A 19,707-nucleotide genomic window follows, 5' to 3' on the forward strand; every position below is an offset into this window, starting at 1 on the left:
GTGCAGGCTCTTGGTAATGCACGCCTTGTATACCTAAACCATAGATAATTTTATAAGTGGTCTGATTATTATTACCTGACACTGCGACGGTACCTATACGCATCGGCGTTACATTGAGCCAATCATTGTTATTTCCTGGCACTAAAGTAACGCCGACATGATTAACATCAGCGGTTGGATTGTCAGTTCCTCCATACCAATATCCAGGCTGCTTATTAAACGGCGGCATATATTGTAAGGCAGGAAAACCAGTTGTATTTATAGTAAGGCTTCCCAAATTTTGAAGATAGTCAGGTATTATCCCTCCATATAATGTCCCATGATCATATGCATCGGTAATAATATCAAAACCATTCCGCTCATAATCAAAACTTTGAATACGATGACGCCACATCTGATTGGTAAACAATAATGAAAACTCACTATGAAAAGTGTCAAAACAATGACCAGAGTTTTTATCATTATAATTATAAGTTGTGCCTTCTGTTGTTACATCTTGCCGTAAGATAAAATTATCGATACCATCACTAGTCTGCGTATCAGGAAACCCGCTTTCATAGCTACAATAATCACCTTCTTTGTTGTTATTAATCGTATTTGATAAATAAGCGATATCAACAGGGGTATATGAGTAATCCCCATCTATAAAGGTAATACTACCATCACTGGCATAACTTATCCCAACTAGACCTAATAAGGCCAAACACAATAATTTTTTCTTCAACATTACTATTTCTCCGTGTTGTTTATAGCTCTTATGCTTTGTTGTTTTTTGACAGCATGTATTTGACAGTCATTAAAAACAAACTGATGATATAATGATCTATAACGTAACGTCAGAGTCAAGTGTTGGATGTTATCTAATCAAATATATTTTTTAAGAGTGATGCTGCATGTATAGCAAAATTGGTATCTAATTGATTCCCCCCTACTTCCCATTCATAAGAAAACTGGTCATTGGTCTTTATATCAATCGAGTTGAGTGGGAACGAAACATATGAAATGCTAAAGTAGAACACCACCAAATATTTGATCAAATTCTTCAAGCTCACTATTGTCTGACTCCGATGCCTCCGAATATTTATCTGAATCAGACAACTCACCAGACGGTTGGTAACTTAAAAGTTTAGTGGTGTTCACGTGAGGTGGCACAATAGGAATGACTTTGATGTCAATGTTAAAACCTTGCTGATTGCTAATAAAAGTCAATAAATTATTAAGCTCATTTAGTCCCTCAAAATGATTATCGAGCCCCACCAATAACCTCATGCTGATACCCTCTATAGCAATATCCATATTGATATCAATCTTATATCCACCTCTTTTATTGCTAAATAAATGAGAATCTATCAAAGAATTGCCAATAGCGCCTCCCTCATTGGCAAGCTGAATTTTCCGCAGTGGAACACCTGTATCTTGATCTGAAACTGTCATCCCTTGACCCATACTACTTTCTACTAAATTACCATCAGAATTAAACTCAAGATAGGTTATTGGTTCATCATTTCTTGTTATGTTACTTCGCCCTTTTGTAGATCCATCTTGATCAATTGATAATGCGCTACCTATAACGGGTATGCTAGTTATTGAATTGTGATCAGACTGAGTGTGTAAATCATTTGAATGTGTTATTTTGTAATCAAGATAACGCGCAGCTAATCCTGTAAAACTACCAAGCGTGATAGCACCTAGATTAATAAGCACAGGCGCGGCGTATGGATGATGTCTGTTTTCAGAATGATCTTCTGTGACAAGTGAATTATTACTACCATAGCAATAGCTATTATTATGCAAATATTGATCAAATGCATCACCATCGGGCTGTAAAAACACTTTCAATTTAGGACTATAATCACGTGATTTTAAATGGTATAAACCCGTTACAGAATTAAAAACATAAGCAGAGTAACCAAGAGGATTGATAGCAATATCTAAGTCTTTATCTTTGACCTTTTGTTTATTATTGTGTGTTTTTAGAAGACCGTATGCATCATATTGATAAAAGTGTGCCACACTATCTGCCAACTCAGCGATAACTGATTGATGTCGATCATATAACAATACCTGTATATTTCGTGAAACATGGCGCGTAATAACAGCATTGGCAACTAAATAACTAGCAGATTGCACACCATCACTGTCATTGATTAATTGACCATGTAAAGAATAAAAGTGCACGAGCACTTGCCCATGAGAAACTAAGGATGCACGCAAGCCATTCGGATAATAGTAATATTCTACATCTTCAGATGGCGACACCTTACTAGAGATCAATTGATTTGCGTTATTATAGTAATACTGTTTATCAAAACTTTTGCTAATATTACCATTGGCATCATAAAAAACACTTTTTAAAGAAGAAACTTTCAAGCCAGTTGGTGTAGAATATAGATTATTCAGTACATTTTGGCTATGTGCACCATTGATCCATATCAATATAGTCAAAAATAAAATAAGCTTTGATAATATACTTTGATCACTCAACATCACTACTCCTTGTGAGCATCTGTTAAATTAAAAAATGATAGATTTGCAACTGTTTTTTTATGACTAAGCCATTTATATATTTGAAATATATCAAATGTATAATAGCCTACCATCGCAAAACAGATAGAAACAGTTAAAACTATCTTGCCCCCCACAGAGATGGTTAGTTCATTAGTTTGTTGAACGTAATGATGTAATTTGGTTGATATTATTATAAGTCATTAAATCATTTCCAGATCCATTACTTCCCTCAGTAGGTGCTTTAAGCAAATCACCTGCTGCATTAAATTGATACGCCTCATGACTAAACTGCGACGCATTAGGATTCTGCTCTTGTACATTCAACAACTTACCAGACGCATAGCTGTAGTAGGTTGTTTTGTCCATTGAACCATCTTTTTTAGTTGGATCATTGAAGTCAAAATTCGCTACCAAATGCTTGCTACGTAAATTACCATCTGCATAGTATGTATAATCTAAAGTAATATATTTATTACCTGGATTACCTGGGATAGTAAAGTTATGCTTAATTTCAGTCAAATTACCATATACATCATATTGATAAGTTGATGTATCTGCCAATGTTTTATTACCATTAGGATAGGTATAAACCTCTTTGCTTAATACGTGCCCTTGCGGAGAATACGTATAATCAACACTAGCAATCTTCTGGCCCTTAGCATCCGTTTGAATAGCAGATTGAATAAGCTCACTACCTGCTACTTCAACATAAGTGTAATTTGTCACATTGCCCTCATAATCAGTGACTTTTGCTTCATTGTTTGATGAAGTATAACTGTTATAAGTCAGTGTTTTGGCTGGAATAGTTTTGTTTAATCCAGGAATGACAATCGCAGGATATGTAATCGATTGAAGTTGACCTGCATCAGTATAAGCATAGGTAATAGCACCCGGCAAAATATGCTCTTGCGTGAGTTTTGTATCCCCTGCTACCGTACCAACAGACTCCAATTGTCCATTATTAGGCCCACTGGTGAAATAGTCATAATGAACATGATCAAGCGCATCATTACAATTTGCATTAGCAACAGCACCATTCAAAGTAATGCATGTATCTGTTTGCTGTGCTTTATCATTGTAGAAGCTCCAGAAAGACTTCATTGGTTGACCTGAACTATTAGCCCAAAAATCTTCTTGTGTTTGATTACCATTGCTATTGTAATGGAACATCGCTGTATGTGCACAGTCAAAGTTTGTTCCTGTAGCAGTACATGCTTTTTCAAAATCACTGTATGTTGCTAAGTTAACAGCATTTATGATATTTGTTGCCACCGGCAATGCGATAGCTGCACTTGGTAGTACATTGGTCTTTCCAACAGCAGCTTCAACACTTGCTTGCACCTTTTTTTGTGCATCTGCTGAATAGGGGATAGTATAGATAAGCTCATTTTGACGATACAAACGTAACGGTGACAAATAAGCACTTAACTGACCTTGACCATTTGCATTTTGATTGACGACAAGCGTTGTTACCGGAACAGCGGCACCCTTATCAGAGACCACATAAGATGCACTTTGATTATCATTATAGTAATAATAAGTCGCAGTTACTGCTGGTGTTTTTGCGGAGATCCCTGTATTGGTTGTTATCCCTGCTTCACCATTAGGCTGGTCATAGCCAAAGTCTTCAACAATTTTCGACGCTACCAAACCTGGGCGGTAATAACTATAAAATGCCTTTTTAATTAATTGTGGTGTGCCTGTATTATCTAGAATATAAAAATCAGTTTCCTTAACAGACCCATCTGCATTGTATTGTGATGTTTGCTGAATTTCATCTGGAATGTTGAAAGATCCTAATTGACCATTCAAATCAGCATTTACTGCCTGTTTAACTGTTTGTGAAATCACTTGCCCTAGATTATTTTGGGTTTGTACATTCGTTACATTCGTCGCATCAGCATTATTTGCCAATGTTGGATAAATCGTTGTAACAGTCACTTGACCTTTATTTGAAACATTGGATGCATCTGCCTTTAAAACACCTGCTGATGTATTAGCAGCAAAAGCATCATTATAGCTATATTTAGTTGTATAATTACCCGTATAAGCACATCCTACCACGCTATTTTTAACACAGCTTGAATTAACCTCAAGTTTTCTGCCAAAATTATCATATGTAATACTTGACGTATTTGTCAGCACACTATTACTAGCGTCTTGGTTACCCTTTAATCCAGAACCATTGGCAGGCAAGTAACTATTAGAAGCTGTCAGCAAGCCTGTATCTACACTATACTGGTTAGATGAAACTTGATATACAGGTGTTGTTTGCAATACTGCACCATTTGGATTGATATTACTATACACAGAGGTTACTTGACCCATTGCATTGAAATTAGTTTTCTCAATTGTCGTTGCAAATGCACCTGATGCTAATCCATTTTTGCTGCTTGTATCTGCTGTGCTGTATTGCGTTGCACTTAGTTGACCTGCTGTATCATCGTATGAATAGAAAGTAGCAGCACCTGTCAACAAGTTATCTGTTGCAATCACGCGACCTAGCACATCATAAGCTGTTACAACAGTAACACTTGCGACCCCTGTTGTTGGTACAAAGGTAATCCCGCCATTGGCAACCGTGTAAGAACCAGCACCACTATTTTGTGCAACTTCTTCACCCGTTGCCACATCCGTGACAACCCAAGATGGCGCCTCATTTGGAACGATGCTTTCAGTGATGATCACCCCTTGACTATAAGTTACTGTTTTTTGACTCCAGCTTCCATTATCAAAGACCTGATAGTTAAAACTAATCGGTCCTGGAATCAGCTTACTATTACTTGAAGTCATCAAAGGCTTAGCACCCTCTTTCGCATTCGTAGTAGCACCCCAAGCAATAGAAGTTTGGGTTGATTGGCCATAAAAAGGAGAATTAGCATCTGTATTGTAAAGATAGCTAACCGTCTTGATTGGTGTGACATTTTTTGGCGTAACTTGTGCCGGTGAAGTTGAAAATTGAGCAATCTCAAAATAGCCAGGAAGATAAAATGACTGCTGCATTTTTGTTTGTTGGCCAAATGTATCATCTGGTGTATTAACGACCAAAGAAGTATGCTGTGCTACGCCATTTTCATAAGTAGTAACAGCGCTTGCAACTTGGAAACCATAATCACCTTGACCAAAGTTTTTTGGCGTTGCTGGTGATAGAGGATCTTCCAAGTAACTATTATTTACTTCCTCAACGAGGTTATCTGGACTACAACTATCCCCTTTATAAACGTCTTTTCTCCATAATTGTCCATAATAAGTATAAATCATGCGCTGATAAGTTGTTCTCGTCACGCCGTTTTCAGTAATGACTGACTTCGTTTGTACTGGCATTTCATAGTTAGGCGTTGCCGTACTATAATCGATCTGGTTATCTGGCGCATCTGGGGCCTTACTCAAATCTTGTCCGAAATACCAAGTGCTTTGTGATGAAAGCACTGGCCAACCTTCTTGATCTGGCGAGGATTGATCTACACCATGAGCAGGTGAAGCACTCTCAGGTCTTAAATACGTCACCTCTTTTACCGGAAAAGAGAAATGATTATATGTTGTTACAGTCTCTAGCCAACCATTACCAGCTGGATTCTTAGAAATAACTGCCGTTTGATATAGATAATTTTTATCTTGAAGGACACAGTCTTGCCCATTACCACAGCTGTTATTCCAGAAGAAGTTTCGCGCGCCATCTTTTAATGCAATACCATAGCTGTAATAACGTGTGATATTGATATTAGAACTAGAATCAGATAAGTTTTCCGATCTGACAAAAGTATAGTTTGGATCATCAAAACTAGAGAACCCTGTGTTTTGATAGTTAAATACTTGGGTCAAGCCCGTAGGATAGGCAACTGTAACGTCTTGAACCACAGAATTGCTATCTTTATCGATAGTGACCGTGGTTGTTTGGTTAGCCGGATTGGTAATCGTTGTATCATTGCCACTTGTTGCAATAGTATAAGTACGCGCTAGCCCGCCCATATCAGGTAATGTAACGGTTACACTACCGCCTTGCCCATCAAAGGATACCGTATTCTTAATACTTCCATTAAGCGACGTAATAGAAGAGACTTGTGCATTTGTATCAGTTTCATTGTTATATTGAACATACAAAACATCTTGATTATTAGCAGTTTTACTTGAGCTTTCAGCACGCAATATGCCACTCATAAAAACAACGTTACCATTGTGGTCAAAGTATAATTTAGCACCTTGGAAATCAGTCAACATATAATAGATTGTTGCGCTATTTCCATCAATTGTTACTTGTTTACCATTTGAAAAACCTTGTAATTGAACTTTATCGACTTTAACATCATTAAACTGATAAGTGTTACCATCAAAAGAATAAGAAGCACCATTTTCCATGTGTAATGTATCTTGCTTTATATCAATATATGGTAAATTTAATGACCAAGTGTTATTCCCTACAATCGTATATCTTGGCAACTGTAGCGTTTGCCAATTAAAAGAAAGTGCTAAAGCTTTGTTTTTCACCAGTGCACCACTTACTGATCCTATAGGGATATTTAAGCTTGCTTGCCCAGTTCTTTGATTGACCTGTGCAATTTGCATTGAATTAAAGTTAAACGCTTGCGACACTACCTTAGACGAATCAGTAACTTGCGCTTTTTTCAATGACACTTCTGCTTTCGTTGGACTCTTATTAGCCTGTGCATGTACCGGTGCTGCATATATAGCACCTGATGCAGCTGCCAACCCAAGCATTACTGCTAAGGTTTTTACTTTAAAATTAGTCGATTTAAACATTATTCTTTTCTCCTAGGTTATTTGATTCAAATTTAATTTTATAGATTGTCAACGACAACCTAATTGTAAAGTCAAGAAAATTATCTTAATATTTTCGTTATTTCGATTATTCATTAGACAGATTCGTGTAAACGTTACCATGGACATCTCCAACAATAAACATCATCTTATCATTGAGAGGATACCTATTTGGATCTGAGTTTAGGATAAAATTACCTGTACAATATTGATTTTCAGATGGCAGACATTTATCGCCTTCCTGACTACTTTGCCATAGATATTTGGGGATAAAATTAGTCATCGTAGAATTGCGATTATTAGTATAATAGTGTACAGCAAAAGGTCCCGTGGTTACCATGAGCACTCTATAGCCTGTATTTGAACCTTCATTATTCGTATAGTAAGTCATCGCAGGCACCCAATCACAACCTTGACTGGTGGAACATCTACCCGACATTGCAAACCAATAATTACCAATCAAGCCTTGTGTATAATCAATATCCAGAAACTTTATAACACTCGCTTTCACGTCATCATAATATCTTGATACGCTATTTACCTCTTGTGCTACTGCTATATGATTGGCACTCGTGGTTGCAATAGATGACGTTGCAGATACAGTGATGTTTGCCTCTGTGCTCAACGAAGTACCTTCTTCAGCCTGAGAGTCAAATGAATATAAATTTCGGTAGTCAACATCTATCAACTTACCATTATCATTCTTGATTAAACTATTTGATGTATTCCCTGGGTTTATTAGGCTTTGCGTATCTTCATTATAAGGATTCACTATTCTTGTAAATCCTGAGTCATCCACAGATAAAGTTGGATTCAAAGTCTGAATATTTGTCCATAAATTGTTATTACTATCTGTAAAGTAAATATCATCATATAAACTAATATTATCTGGATCAAACTGATCAGGAGTGGTTGTAACTTTCTGATGCGTAGCCAAATTAGTCAGCGTGCAATTATAATATCCTTGTGGATCATTAAGATATTTCTGCAGTTTATCACCTATTGCCAATGGAATATCTGCAGATGGGTTAGGGCTAGTACACTCAATACTATAATTGGTCCCTTTGCTGTCTTTATAGTGATAATCTCTATTGGTTTTTAGATCAATATTAACTGTATATGGTTCTTGCTGTTGTCCGTTATTATCAAGCTGTATTAAACTATTACTCTTAGGATTATAAGGATCCATAGATAGCGTAAAATCACTGAAATCAGTATTTGGAAGTTTATTATTAATATCAGAAATATTAACGCTTGCTATCTCTTTGCTTTGTATTTTAAGCGGGTAGTCTGCAATTGCTTCAAAGGAGTAGTCTGCAATTGCTTTAAAGATAGCACCCTCTGAAGTGATAAGATCACCCACAGTAGGCATCTTACCCACAGCAGTATAAACCAATACTTCTGATATTAATGGCTGCGTATTAGAAGATCCGACATTTGGAATGGCTAAATCAAAACTTGTCGGTGTGGTTTGAAAATCGGTTTCAAATGCATTTTGTGCATCTCTGGCATTATCCATATCGCCCATGACAAAGCTTTCACTAGGCATCACACGACCCAAGAATTTAATATCACCATTATCAAGCTTCACATAAACAAAATAACCATCAAATGCACTACTAAAGTGCGTTTGCCCCTTTAAATAACTAAAAACATCATCATGCGTATGTTTTTCTGACCAATAATTCATTTGTTTAGAGTTAATTGTAAAGCGATAAATAGTATCATTGGTACTGTTACCATCATTAAGAGCTGGAAACAATCGATATATTAAAGGGTTGATACTTGTTTTATTAACATCCGATGCAATAATTCTGCCAATAATCGATGTACCCGTTACACTATCGGCTTCATGATGAACAGTTAGTGTATTCGTGTTCACGCCCTCATCATCTGTCCCATACAGGCTACCATCACCAGCACCGAAACTAAAATCATCAATATTAGCCCCACTTAGAGATGTACCAACAAAAATAGTATTCTCCCGCCCTGCAGTACGTGCAATAATACCTACGCGGGAATCACTGGCTTGCGGTGATAGCTCACCTACAGATGCTCCTGAGGCTGTTTTTAGCGAAACAGGATAAAGAAAAAAGCTCTTTTGATGCCACTGGCTAATACTTCCGTCCATTGCGCACGGTCCAGGTTTATTATTTTGACAATTCCCTTGTTGTAAATAATACAAGCTAACTGGCATATCTCCAGAGTTCTGAAGGTTAATATCTATGCCTGATGCTGCATACGCGCCCCCACATATGCTACTTAATACGCAAAGGGACATTAGCTTTTTTATAATGTTATTATATTTACTCATGACCTTACCTCTGAACTTTTTTAAGCTGTGATCGTTGTTTTAAATTACTGTTATCATCAGTATATGTAAAAGATGGCAATGAATAGGCAACCCCTTTTGTATCAACAAAAGTAGCGACTATGTTGATAGGTTCTCGAATAGCACCAGACGGTAGATTTTGGACATCGTGACGGTAAATCGAGTCACGTGTTAAATACATGGTATTATTCATCATAGCTTTTACATTGCTCTCGCCTATGAGTTGATAGCTTTGAGGTAAACTACTGTCAGACACACCAAACCCTTCACTGTAGATAATCGGTTCATAAATATTCTTGATCACTAGCCGTGGATAACTCTTAACTTCATTAGTACAATCGCTTGTTTGCGTATCATAAAAACAAGCCCAAGGGGAATAAACAATAGCATTACCACGCGAAGCTGACGACTGCCCGCCATAGATACTAGCATTATCGGCAGTTGTATAGTTAATCTCTGGTACTGTGGCAGAATATGGTTCTGATTGTAATATGCCGTTACTCAATGCATCAGCATCACTGTAAGTAAATTGACTAGATCTTAATGTGTTCTTCAAAGACATTATCGAAAAACCAATAGCTGGACTCGTTACGTACAAGTTTTGCGTATCAGAATATCGGATATTCAAAGAGGCCACAAATGAATTAATATGCTCAGAACTGAGGCCCAAATCATAACCACTAAGATAATAATAACCATTTTGCTGTATATTCTTATCAGCATAATTACCTGGGTATGGGGTAATATCTAAATATAAATTATCTAAAGAAAAATTAGGATGACCACTATCATCAACAGGTTGTAAATTCGTCAAAGTATCAGCAAGCGAACTAGTTGCTGATGGAATAAAGTAGATATAATGATATAACCATGTTAAGTTTTTGATCTCATCTTTAAAGTTTTGTGATTTGCAAGTACCTGGAAGCGGTGTCGATTGACCTATAATACCATTGCAGGTATTGCTTTGATTAGTTAACGCTAACTCAACATGAAAAGCTTTTTGGTTAAGGCCATTATTATATATAGGCAAGATCAATTTACCGTTAGGATCATTTTGTATAACCATCTTAATACTCAAAGGATCATCCTTTGTAGCCTTAAGGTTTTGCAAGCTCGTTATATCTTCTTGGGATAAATTCAGTGGATTATCTGCATTACCAGCTTTTGGCAATGACGTATTAACAATAAGATTATTACTTCCTGGCTTTGGCCCGATCGCATTATTAACAGAGATTTCATTTTCCACCCCTAAATACTGATTTGATGCATTTGTTGGTTGTGTCACAACAAAATCAAAGCTATAGGGATTAGTTGTATAAGTAATCGTAGGATTACTTTGTGTTCCACCATACTGATAGCTCACTGCTAACGGTGGTGTGATCTGTCCAGCAAATTTAAAAGCACCATTTTGACCATTACCTGTCAGTGCGACGACAATAGGATCTAAAGACACAGAATATTGACTTTGTAGTGTTCCGTTGAAGTCTGCTGGTGGTCGAATCTGATTACCATCATCACCATCAACATATATTGCATATGGGTTATCCTCATCCACCGTGATTGTAAATGGCGTGACTGTTTCTTGATACAAATAAGTTGTTGTATTATTCATCCTATTCGTTGTTTCAGCAATTAATTTAATGCTTATTTTATTGCGATCAGGTAGCTGAATTGTATTGTCATTTGTAAATTTAGGATGATCACTACTCTGCCCCCATAAATGATAAGCATTAATTTCATAATTGGCTACATTATCTTTTACTTTGTTAAGCTGCTCAGTGAAATAAATAGAATGATCTCCCAGCATTTGGCCAACACTGAGATTCGTATTTTTTTCTCCACCAACATAGACAGTCATTGCATGCAAAAAATTGCTATCGGTAAACAAAACACCAAAACCATCATCGGTTTTGCTATCAGAGTAGGAGCTACCTGTTGGCGTTAAACCAAATGGCAGATGTATAACAGGCTCGTTTTTAAAGGTCATGAAACCAGTCTTTGTATTAGTTAAAAAACTACATTGATACCATCCTTTGATACCCCCTAATTTACCTGTATTAATATCAACGGGTTTAACTGATGTTCCTGTATTTTGATAGATATTTACAAATTGCGCATTTAAAGATTGATAATTATCTAGACTATTGTCAATCGAAAATGCGTAAGTAGGATTATCACATGACGGAGTATCAGCATATGCATACAAGGACACTCCTGATAGTCCTAATGTTGCAAAGAAAGCCGCAACTAAGTGATTTTTAATTTTCATCATTATTTCCTTCTACTATTTAAGTTAGACAACGAAGGGTTGCTATCATAAGAGAGTGTTAGACCGTCACTACCTGCATGAATTCTTATGTTTTTAGCATCGGATATATTTGCAGGGTTTTCTGTTGCACAGACGGACTCAGTGATATCACTACTTGAGTATTTAACATCGTTGGTCATTAGAAAAGGTAAATAGCACATAAAAACATCATGGTTAGGTAAATTGTTGAATTTAAAATTAACACTTACAACACCGGCGATAGCAACTTGCTTACCTGTTAATGGATCGATAACATTGCTTGTAGTACAGTTGTGATGTATTTGCAGCAAATAACGCATGTCGTCACCAGATGCTTGAGAAACGATATTGTCGACACAATCATACATATTGCTGTGATTTACAGTTTGGAACTGTACCTGATAATAGCCATTTTTATTAGACTGCACTATAGCGCCATTTTTAATCGTCAGAAATCTAAAATTTACATCGTCACTAGAGGAAATTTTGCGCAGTGAGGCTCTGCCCCATCCACGCGCTTGCTGTTTCACACCATGAAAAAGATGGATATTATCAATCGCTGTTTTTGGCGATAGTGCCTGTGTCATCATTATCGCATGCACTGGAATGGTTTGTGGATGGCTAAGCATAGGATCTGCACTACCTATATTAAGCACAATAGCTCCAAGAAAGGCGAATATTGTCTTTATTTTCATTAATTATTCTCCTGTTAATAAAATAATTACATTGGGGAAACTGCACCAAAATTATGATGTCCATGATGGCTAGGATCGGGAGATGGACCAAAAGGATGAACATGGCCACCACCAGGGGTAAGCCCACCAGATGGTACGTTAGGGGTTGATGGCTGTGGGGTGTTTGATGTAGCAGACGGATATGCCTGAAAGACGTTAGGGAAAACAAACATTGAAAGTCCCATAGGTAAACCCATACCAGCCATAAAACTCACACCGGTCCCTATATATCGATAAGCCCTTGTTGTTGCCTTTACTCTAGTAAATTCTAAACTATCAATTTCACCGTCACCACCAGCTTTCAATTTAATTCTAACCTGGTTATCTTTTCCAACATCGCCAATTAAGTTTTTAGCCTCACTAATTTCCCGCTGATAGTGATTAAGCCTATATTGCAGAGCTGTCCTCAAACGGTCAGATTTTATTCGCAAAACCTTATCATTCTCAAAATTTATGTTGCTAATACGATTGCCATCACGACCTAGTTGTTCTGTGGTTAAGAGCTGAGTTCTTGCCTCTCCTGCAGCTGGTATATTTATGACAGGATTTTCATTTTCCACTCCTTCTATTATCCCACTAAGAGCCTTCGCAGATACTTCCTCAGACACACCATCAAAAGCTGCAAAAGCTGCATCTACACCAATTCCAGTGACAGGACCAGCAAGAAAAGATAAAGCGAAAGTTCCCCATTGAATCAATTGCATTGCCCATTCTGGCACAAGTGCTTTATGTCCATTTAAGTCAACCATCATAATTGGATTATTATTGCCATAGAAATAACCATTAATCAGCCCTTGATTATTAAAGGCATAACTATCGACTTGCATAAAAGTTCTTAACTTAGGATTATAATCGCGAGCCATAAGATTATAGAGGCTGACACCCTCTAGATAATCATATCCGGCATATAACAATGGATTGGCTTGCAATGATAGTAATGGTGGCACGTTAAGCACACCACTTGCATTTTTTAGGGTCTCTGTGCCATAAGCGTTATATTGATGCATTTCAACACCACTATTGCTAACCTCAGCAATCACAGAGTTTTTCTGATTATGTAATAAAATATCGCTTGTTTGCACACCGTGGCTATCAAAGTAAGACCTCAATACAACATTATTTGCAATCAAATAACTTGCCATATCATTCGCATTATCAAAAGAATCGACTAATTGGTCATTTCTTGAATAGTAATGCGCAATTGTAACTGTCTTGTTACTGATTGTTTGGCTTTCTTGTGCTAACAAACCATTAGGGTAATATTGATAGCCAACATTGTGCCCATTGGCATCGGCTGCTATCAACTGATTTTGCCCGTTATACTGATAATCACCGTTTTGATTATCCTCACTGAGATTACCTTCTGGCGTATAATCAATAGTATTCACCATCGGCGCTATCTGTGATAACTGTGCTTTTTGCACCATCAATTGTTGCGCTTGAGACGCCAGCGGCACCAACAATGACAATAACATAACTGATAGACTTTTTTTCATCTAATCTTACCCTTGTATTTGGTTTAGTTACTTCAGCTTGTGATCGCAATTTAATCTATGACGTCACGTTAGGGTCAATACTTTTTGAGTGTTTTTTGATAAATTTTGGAGAGATTTGAAGAAAAACTTAGCCTTTATAGTATTACCTAGGGTCAAACACTAGTAAATATCTCAAAATATATTGAAATATTTATGATTAACAGACTCTCTTAACATGATAAAATTTTTTGCCATATGCATTTAGCAAGGACGCGCTTATGGAATTACAACGATATATTAAACTGCTGGTTGCGATTATATTCCTGGTATTGAATATCACTTTAGGGCTAAGCAATACAGTGCCTTACGATTTAAATGGTAATGTATTAGTCGCAAATAACATGCGCTATCAATATAGTATTCAAAATAAGATTATAAGCATTGCACAAGCGCAATCCACAACCAACCAATTTTACTACCCAAACGGCATGCTTGCGCTTGCTTTATCGACTGATTTTGTCAATGCGTATTACTATAATGTTGAAAATAAACTCACGAACGCGCTTGCATTATTCAAGCATCAAGCGAGCTCCTTTCTAGTGTCTTTAGATGATGATTTACCGCTATCCAAACACATTAGCAATGGTGATACGATTATTTTCTTAGAAGATGTCAAGCACTCTTTGATCGCCAAGCTTATGCCAAATACTATCGCTACGTTTTCATATACCGCTTATGGTCAAATACATGCTAACAGCCATTTAACAGCAGACTTTGGTCTTGGCTTTAGCTATCGAGGCTATCTATATAACCACAATACACAGAGCTATTATTTAGTGCATCGTGATTATAATCCTCCATTAAGAGCTTTTATGCAAGTTGACAGCTACGGCTATGATCAACACGCCTTGCCAAACGGGTATGATTACGCTGATGATAATCCGGTGAAACACATTGATCCCTCAGGGCACATGACCGAACCAACACCGAGCCTTACTGATGTATCCAGATATTTGACTGATATTGCTATTAGTGTACTTACTCCACCTGCAGACTGGGCTCATGAAACATTCAAACCAATCTTTCAATCGAAAAAACCAGAGACGAACTCAATAAACCCAACTTATCATGATAATACTCCTGACTATAGCACAAGCGTAATTGACACTGAAGATGGTTATACTGATATCGACTTAAAACCAGAATTTAAACGAGCAACCCAAGGCATGTCCGACCAGCAAATCAATGCATTATCTGTCTGGCAAGGCTTTATTATATTTTCAGCCTTCGAGGAGACTGGTCCCACTGAGTTTTTTGCGGCTAATGAGATCGAAGAGTTAATCAGTAACACCGAATTAACGAATATCTATGATCTATTAAGTAAAACCCATTACCACACAATATCAGATAATAATCAGACTTTCTCTGGCATGATTATTCCATTTCGAGACAATATGTCAAAGGAGGATTTTATATCTATGAGCAAGAATGCTTTAGAGCACTGCCAAGTGTGCTTTGACAATATTGATAATGTTGCTAATACACTCTATAAAAAGACCAAGGCAATCATAAATCCCAATCGCTCATCAGAGTATATCAATAAACTCGATAAGCGCAATAAATCAATGCTAAAATTTGATCAGATTATTGCTCTATACCAAGACAACTAGAAGGCAGCTAGCATCCAGACTACAAGCTACTTCCTCCTCCCGAGCCCAATAGGCCGCCTTTGAGCTTGAGTCTTACTGCAGCAGAGCTCATCGAATATTTTATATTGCCTACATCGCGGGAATGTAGGATATTGGGCTTTTTTTGGAAGCTTTCAAGATTAATAATATTGCTTTCTTTATACTTTATTGTTCGAATCTTTTCCATAATTTCTGGAATATGAAGTTTTAGAAAGTCATCTCCTCTTGTTAAATTATATTGATCTGCCAAACTGTTTAAATGAAGACCAAGTATAGCAGCCTCACCTTCTAGCTCATCGGGAGTAAACCCAAACAAAATAGTATCTTCGTTATGGAATACCAAGATGTTTAAAGCATTTTTTAGTGATTCTTCTAATAGCAATATTTTTTGCTCTGCTGTTTCCGACGTTAAATACTCAAACTGCTCACTTTTTACATTATACTTCGCAAGCAATACTGTCGACGGTAGGCTAACCTCATACCATTCTTGGGCGTCTTGCTTTTGCGCTTCGGTAGAATACTCTGACAGCTCTTCTTCATTTATATTATCCCACTCTGCACTTAACGAATCCTCTGACGCCTCTTGCACTATCCCCTCAGGAAGAATCAATTCAGGCATATGTCCTGTTTGATCCTCAAATCTTACTGGATTGCCATCAGCATAATTATAGGCATTTGTTAACAAATGTTGATCATAAGCATAGCTATCCACCTGCATAAAGCCCTTAGTATTTGGGTTATAATCTCTTGCATTCAAAATGTATAGATCACTTATAGCATCATACCTATAATCTCTATAACCAAAAGCCACCCTTGAGAATAACTTGGCTTTATGATTAATATCACCTCTTGGGATTAATAGTGGCTCACCATAGACAGTATATTGATAAAACTGTTCACTCAAACCTAACTTTCCAATAACAGAGTGCTCCAGGTTTTTGAGATAAGGGATAAACTCAATACCACCTCTATATTCTCCTACTACATTTTGATCCGTGGATAAATAGGCACTTACTTGCTGACCATGAAAACTATTTAGCATAACCCCTTTAGCAGAATAAGCATAATACTGACAATCAGTTTTATTGATACAGTATATAGCTAACTGATTATTTGCATAATAATATTTACTAATCATCGTTTTTTCACCTATTATGCTACTCTTGATTTTATTCATAAGATTATAATTATGAATGCCATTGAGAGACAATATGGTATTACCAGCATGACCATAACTCACTTGTGTATAAGCATTAACCATACCAATAAAAAAACATCCTGTTACAAAAATATATACTTTCATCTGAACTCCTTAACAAGGTTATACTAAACTACCTTTTGAATTAATGGTTAAACAGCAAACTTTCTTTCCTGTAGAAATAAATCATTTAATGGCAAAAACACTTCGTTGCTTATTGCAAGTGTTTTGCTGTAAGCATTTGCAAAACAACTCAACCAGTCAATTTTATCCTCCAACCTGTATAACCCTCCTTCTTTTAATTGTATTCCAAACCCACTTTGATCTGGCAAATAAGTAATAACAGCTGACGAAGATTGATACTCTGATTGAGTATTTACAGCCCCTCTATCAGCTAGGTGTATATGAAAATCAATTTGTACTTGCTGATAACTCCTTTGAGACATATGCAAAATACGATCCCCTCTTAAATTCTTGTCATAAACCTTATCAGCCATTTCATCACCGAAAAGCATTCTTAAATATGGTTTTCTTCCATCTATTTTACTGGTGATAAACTCTACAGGATTTCGTGTAACATAAAATTCATTTTCCGTATTCGGCTCCTCATCTTCCAATGGCGCCACTGCCAAAAAGACACTACTAATATCTGAAGATTTTAGATAAGATAGGATTGGTGTATTTTGAAATATATGTACTGCACTATCATGCATAAAGTTACTATATAAAACTGATGTTAAAGGAATGGCAATAGTATATACGTCAGTTATGTCACCATCATTATTTAATTGCGTGTAATGTGGATAAGTCGCTTCAATGTTACTTTTTTTATCAGCAGCCACCTCTTCCTCAACAGGTAAGATTTCAACTGGCAAATGTCCATTAAGATCAATCATTGATAGTGGGTTAGTATCAGCATAATTATAGGCATTTGTTAACAAATGTTGATCATAAGCATAGCTATCCACCTGCATAAAGCCCTTAGTATTTGGGTTATAATCTCGCGCTTTTAAATAATATAAACCGGTAAATGGATCAAACATATAGCCAGAATATCGAAGTGTAAGATCTAATGCTTCATTTTTTGTCCTCTGTCTTTCACTGTCTGTCGTCTGTCTTCTGTCTTCTGTCTTCTGAACCCCGTAACCACTATACTGAAAAAATACGGCCTGATGATTATCCAGCTCACCAATAACTGAGTGGTGTTGATTATATAACATCAACCGTATATCCTGACGATTAATACTTCGCAAAACTGGCTGGTTTGCAATTAAATAAGCTATATGCTTTTCTAATGTTGCTGATAATTGATTTGATATATTCATTAGCTGGTCATGGCGTGAATAATAATACACCAATAAAGAACTATCATAACTTGACAAGGCGCGTAAGCCATTGCTGTAATAGTAATAATTCATTTGTCCACCCATTGCTTTCTCTGCTCTAATTAATTGATGGGCATAATTATATTGATAGTATGTATCATTAATATCACGCATGACATCACCCTCCATACTATATATCGGGGTGAAATGAGCGTTGATATTTTTAACTTTTTGCGCCACTAACAGCTCATGTGCCCTGCCTAAAGTAGGCATACACAACACCAAGAATAACAATTGACATAATACGCTACCAAAATTTAATCTATCCATAATTTCACTCCTTGCTTTTTCGTCCTTAAAAACTCTAAACAACCTATCCTTTCTAACAAATAACCAAAGGGGAAAGTCAATAGAGAATTACAGAATTTTTTATTTTCAATTAGTTGACTGAGTAATTTGGTCAATAAACTCACAATATGCATCGTCTATTTCTCAATTAGAAAGCGAATTAAGCTACTTTATTTTTCATAAAATAGTCTATTATTTAAACAGTTAAATGATAATTAATCTTAAGGTTAGCGATGAAAAATATACTCCATATAAATCAAATACTTATCGCTTTATATGTCAGCGTTAAAAGACTTGCTGTGATTGCAATCAGCTTACTACTGATAAGCTGCAGCTCGAAGACATCAAATGACGGATCAAGTTCAGTCACTGTATCTGTAACAAGTAACTTACCAGCTGAAATTGCAGAAGATGAATCCGGTATTTATGAAATGACGATAGGAGCCTCTGGGGCCTTAGCAGGCGCAACAAACTCCATTAAACTAAATCCTGTAACATTAGGCGTCATACAAGGTATTGGCTTTCCTGGCGTTGCACTTGCATCCGGTGGTCAAGCACCAGATAATGCATGGACATTACTTAACAATACATCAGGTTTACCAGACTGTCGTATTGGTACTAAGCTAACAAGTGATGACCCAAAATGTGTACTAAAAGCACAGCTACAAGTTACAAGTGTCGGCGCTACAGTCAGTGGTGGTTTTGCTATTGCGACAGATATTGGCGAAGTTGCTGTTCCTGTAACTACGCGCATCGTTTCAAGAAACGCCTCCACTTTGGCGATTGCCCAAATGATATCAACACCGATGATTGGCGAGAGTATTGTGACACAAATAGAAGTGAAAAATAGTGAACAAAGCAGTACATTTATTAATGGATTATCCTTGGTTTTGGCCGAGCCCATTGCTAGCCTTGCAAGTGATATCATCGGCGGTCAAGTCACCACTAACGCTGATGGGAGCAAAACGATTGCATTTGATGACAATGGTCAGGCTAAGAATCTAGCAAAAGGTTCGAGTCATTTATTTAGCTTTAG

At 36.8% G+C, this 19,707-nt stretch carries 11 protein-coding genes; 2 read left to right on the forward strand and 9 right to left on the reverse strand.

Annotation, left to right across the window (positions count from 1 at the left end; genetic code table 11):
- The 7 genes from DNK85_RS01470 to DNK85_RS01500 form a co-directional block, all read right to left on the reverse strand.
- Positions 1 to 727 (reverse strand): hypothetical protein (locus DNK85_RS01470; protein WP_162896461.1); only part of this gene is annotated, 727 nt, incomplete at its 3' end.
- A 278-nt stretch (positions 728 to 1,005) separates the two neighbouring features.
- Positions 1,006 to 2,487, reverse strand: coding sequence for an RHS repeat domain-containing protein (locus DNK85_RS01475; RefSeq protein WP_119327813.1), 1,482 nt, complete (start codon positions 2,485 to 2,487; stop codon positions 1,006 to 1,008).
- 171 nt (positions 2,488 to 2,658) lie between these two features.
- Positions 2,659 to 7,266 carry an RHS repeat domain-containing protein gene (locus tag DNK85_RS01480; RefSeq protein WP_119327814.1) on the reverse strand — a complete coding sequence of 1,536 codons (4,608 nt, stop codon included), beginning with the start codon at positions 7,264 to 7,266 and terminating at the stop codon, positions 2,659 to 2,661.
- Positions 7,267 to 7,372: 106 nt separating this feature from the next.
- Positions 7,373 to 9,598 carry a hypothetical protein gene (locus DNK85_RS01485; protein ID WP_119327815.1) on the reverse strand — a complete coding sequence of 742 codons (2,226 nt, stop codon included), beginning with the start codon at positions 9,596 to 9,598 and terminating at the stop codon, positions 7,373 to 7,375.
- A gap of 4 nt (positions 9,599 to 9,602) precedes the next feature.
- A complete protein-coding gene (locus DNK85_RS01490) occupies positions 9,603 to 11,885 on the reverse strand; it encodes a hypothetical protein (protein ID WP_119327816.1) in 2,283 nt (760 codons plus the stop codon).
- Between the two features lie 2 nt (positions 11,886 to 11,887).
- A complete protein-coding gene (locus DNK85_RS01495) occupies positions 11,888 to 12,598 on the reverse strand; it encodes a DUF870 domain-containing protein (RefSeq protein ID WP_119327817.1) in 711 nt (236 codons plus the stop codon).
- Positions 12,599 to 12,624: 26 nt separating this feature from the next.
- Positions 12,625 to 14,133, reverse strand: a complete 1,509-nt coding sequence (locus tag DNK85_RS01500) for an RHS repeat domain-containing protein (RefSeq protein ID WP_119327818.1) — start codon at positions 14,131 to 14,133, stop codon at positions 12,625 to 12,627.
- Positions 14,134 to 14,390: 257 nt separating this feature from the next.
- Here DNK85_RS01500 and DNK85_RS01505 point away from each other — a divergent pair, with 257 nt between their 5' ends.
- Positions 14,391 to 15,782: an RHS repeat protein gene (locus DNK85_RS01505; RefSeq protein WP_119327819.1), complete on the forward strand. Its 1,392-nt coding sequence runs from the start codon at positions 14,391 to 14,393 to the stop codon at positions 15,780 to 15,782.
- A 19-nt stretch (positions 15,783 to 15,801) separates the two neighbouring features.
- Here the strand turns inward: DNK85_RS01505 and DNK85_RS01510 are convergent, their stop codons facing one another.
- Both DNK85_RS01510 and DNK85_RS01515 read right to left on the reverse strand, forming a co-directional pair.
- Positions 15,802 to 17,103: an RHS repeat domain-containing protein gene (locus DNK85_RS01510; RefSeq protein WP_119327820.1), complete on the reverse strand. Its 1,302-nt coding sequence runs from the start codon at positions 17,101 to 17,103 to the stop codon at positions 15,802 to 15,804.
- Between the two features lie 47 nt (positions 17,104 to 17,150).
- Positions 17,151 to 18,653 (reverse strand): RHS repeat-associated core domain-containing protein, encoded by a 1,503-nt coding sequence (locus DNK85_RS01515; RefSeq protein WP_119327821.1) that lies wholly within the window; start codon positions 18,651 to 18,653, stop codon positions 17,151 to 17,153.
- A gap of 251 nt (positions 18,654 to 18,904) precedes the next feature.
- Between DNK85_RS01515 and DNK85_RS01520 the strand changes: the two genes are divergently transcribed.
- Positions 18,905 to 19,707, forward strand: an 803-nt coding sequence (locus DNK85_RS01520; protein WP_162896462.1) for a hypothetical protein, incomplete at its 3' end; no start/stop codon positions are given.

The sequence above is a fragment of the Cysteiniphilum halobium genome (genome assembly GCF_003574425.1).
Lineage (GTDB): Bacteria > Pseudomonadota > Gammaproteobacteria > Francisellales > Francisellaceae > Caedibacter > Caedibacter halobius.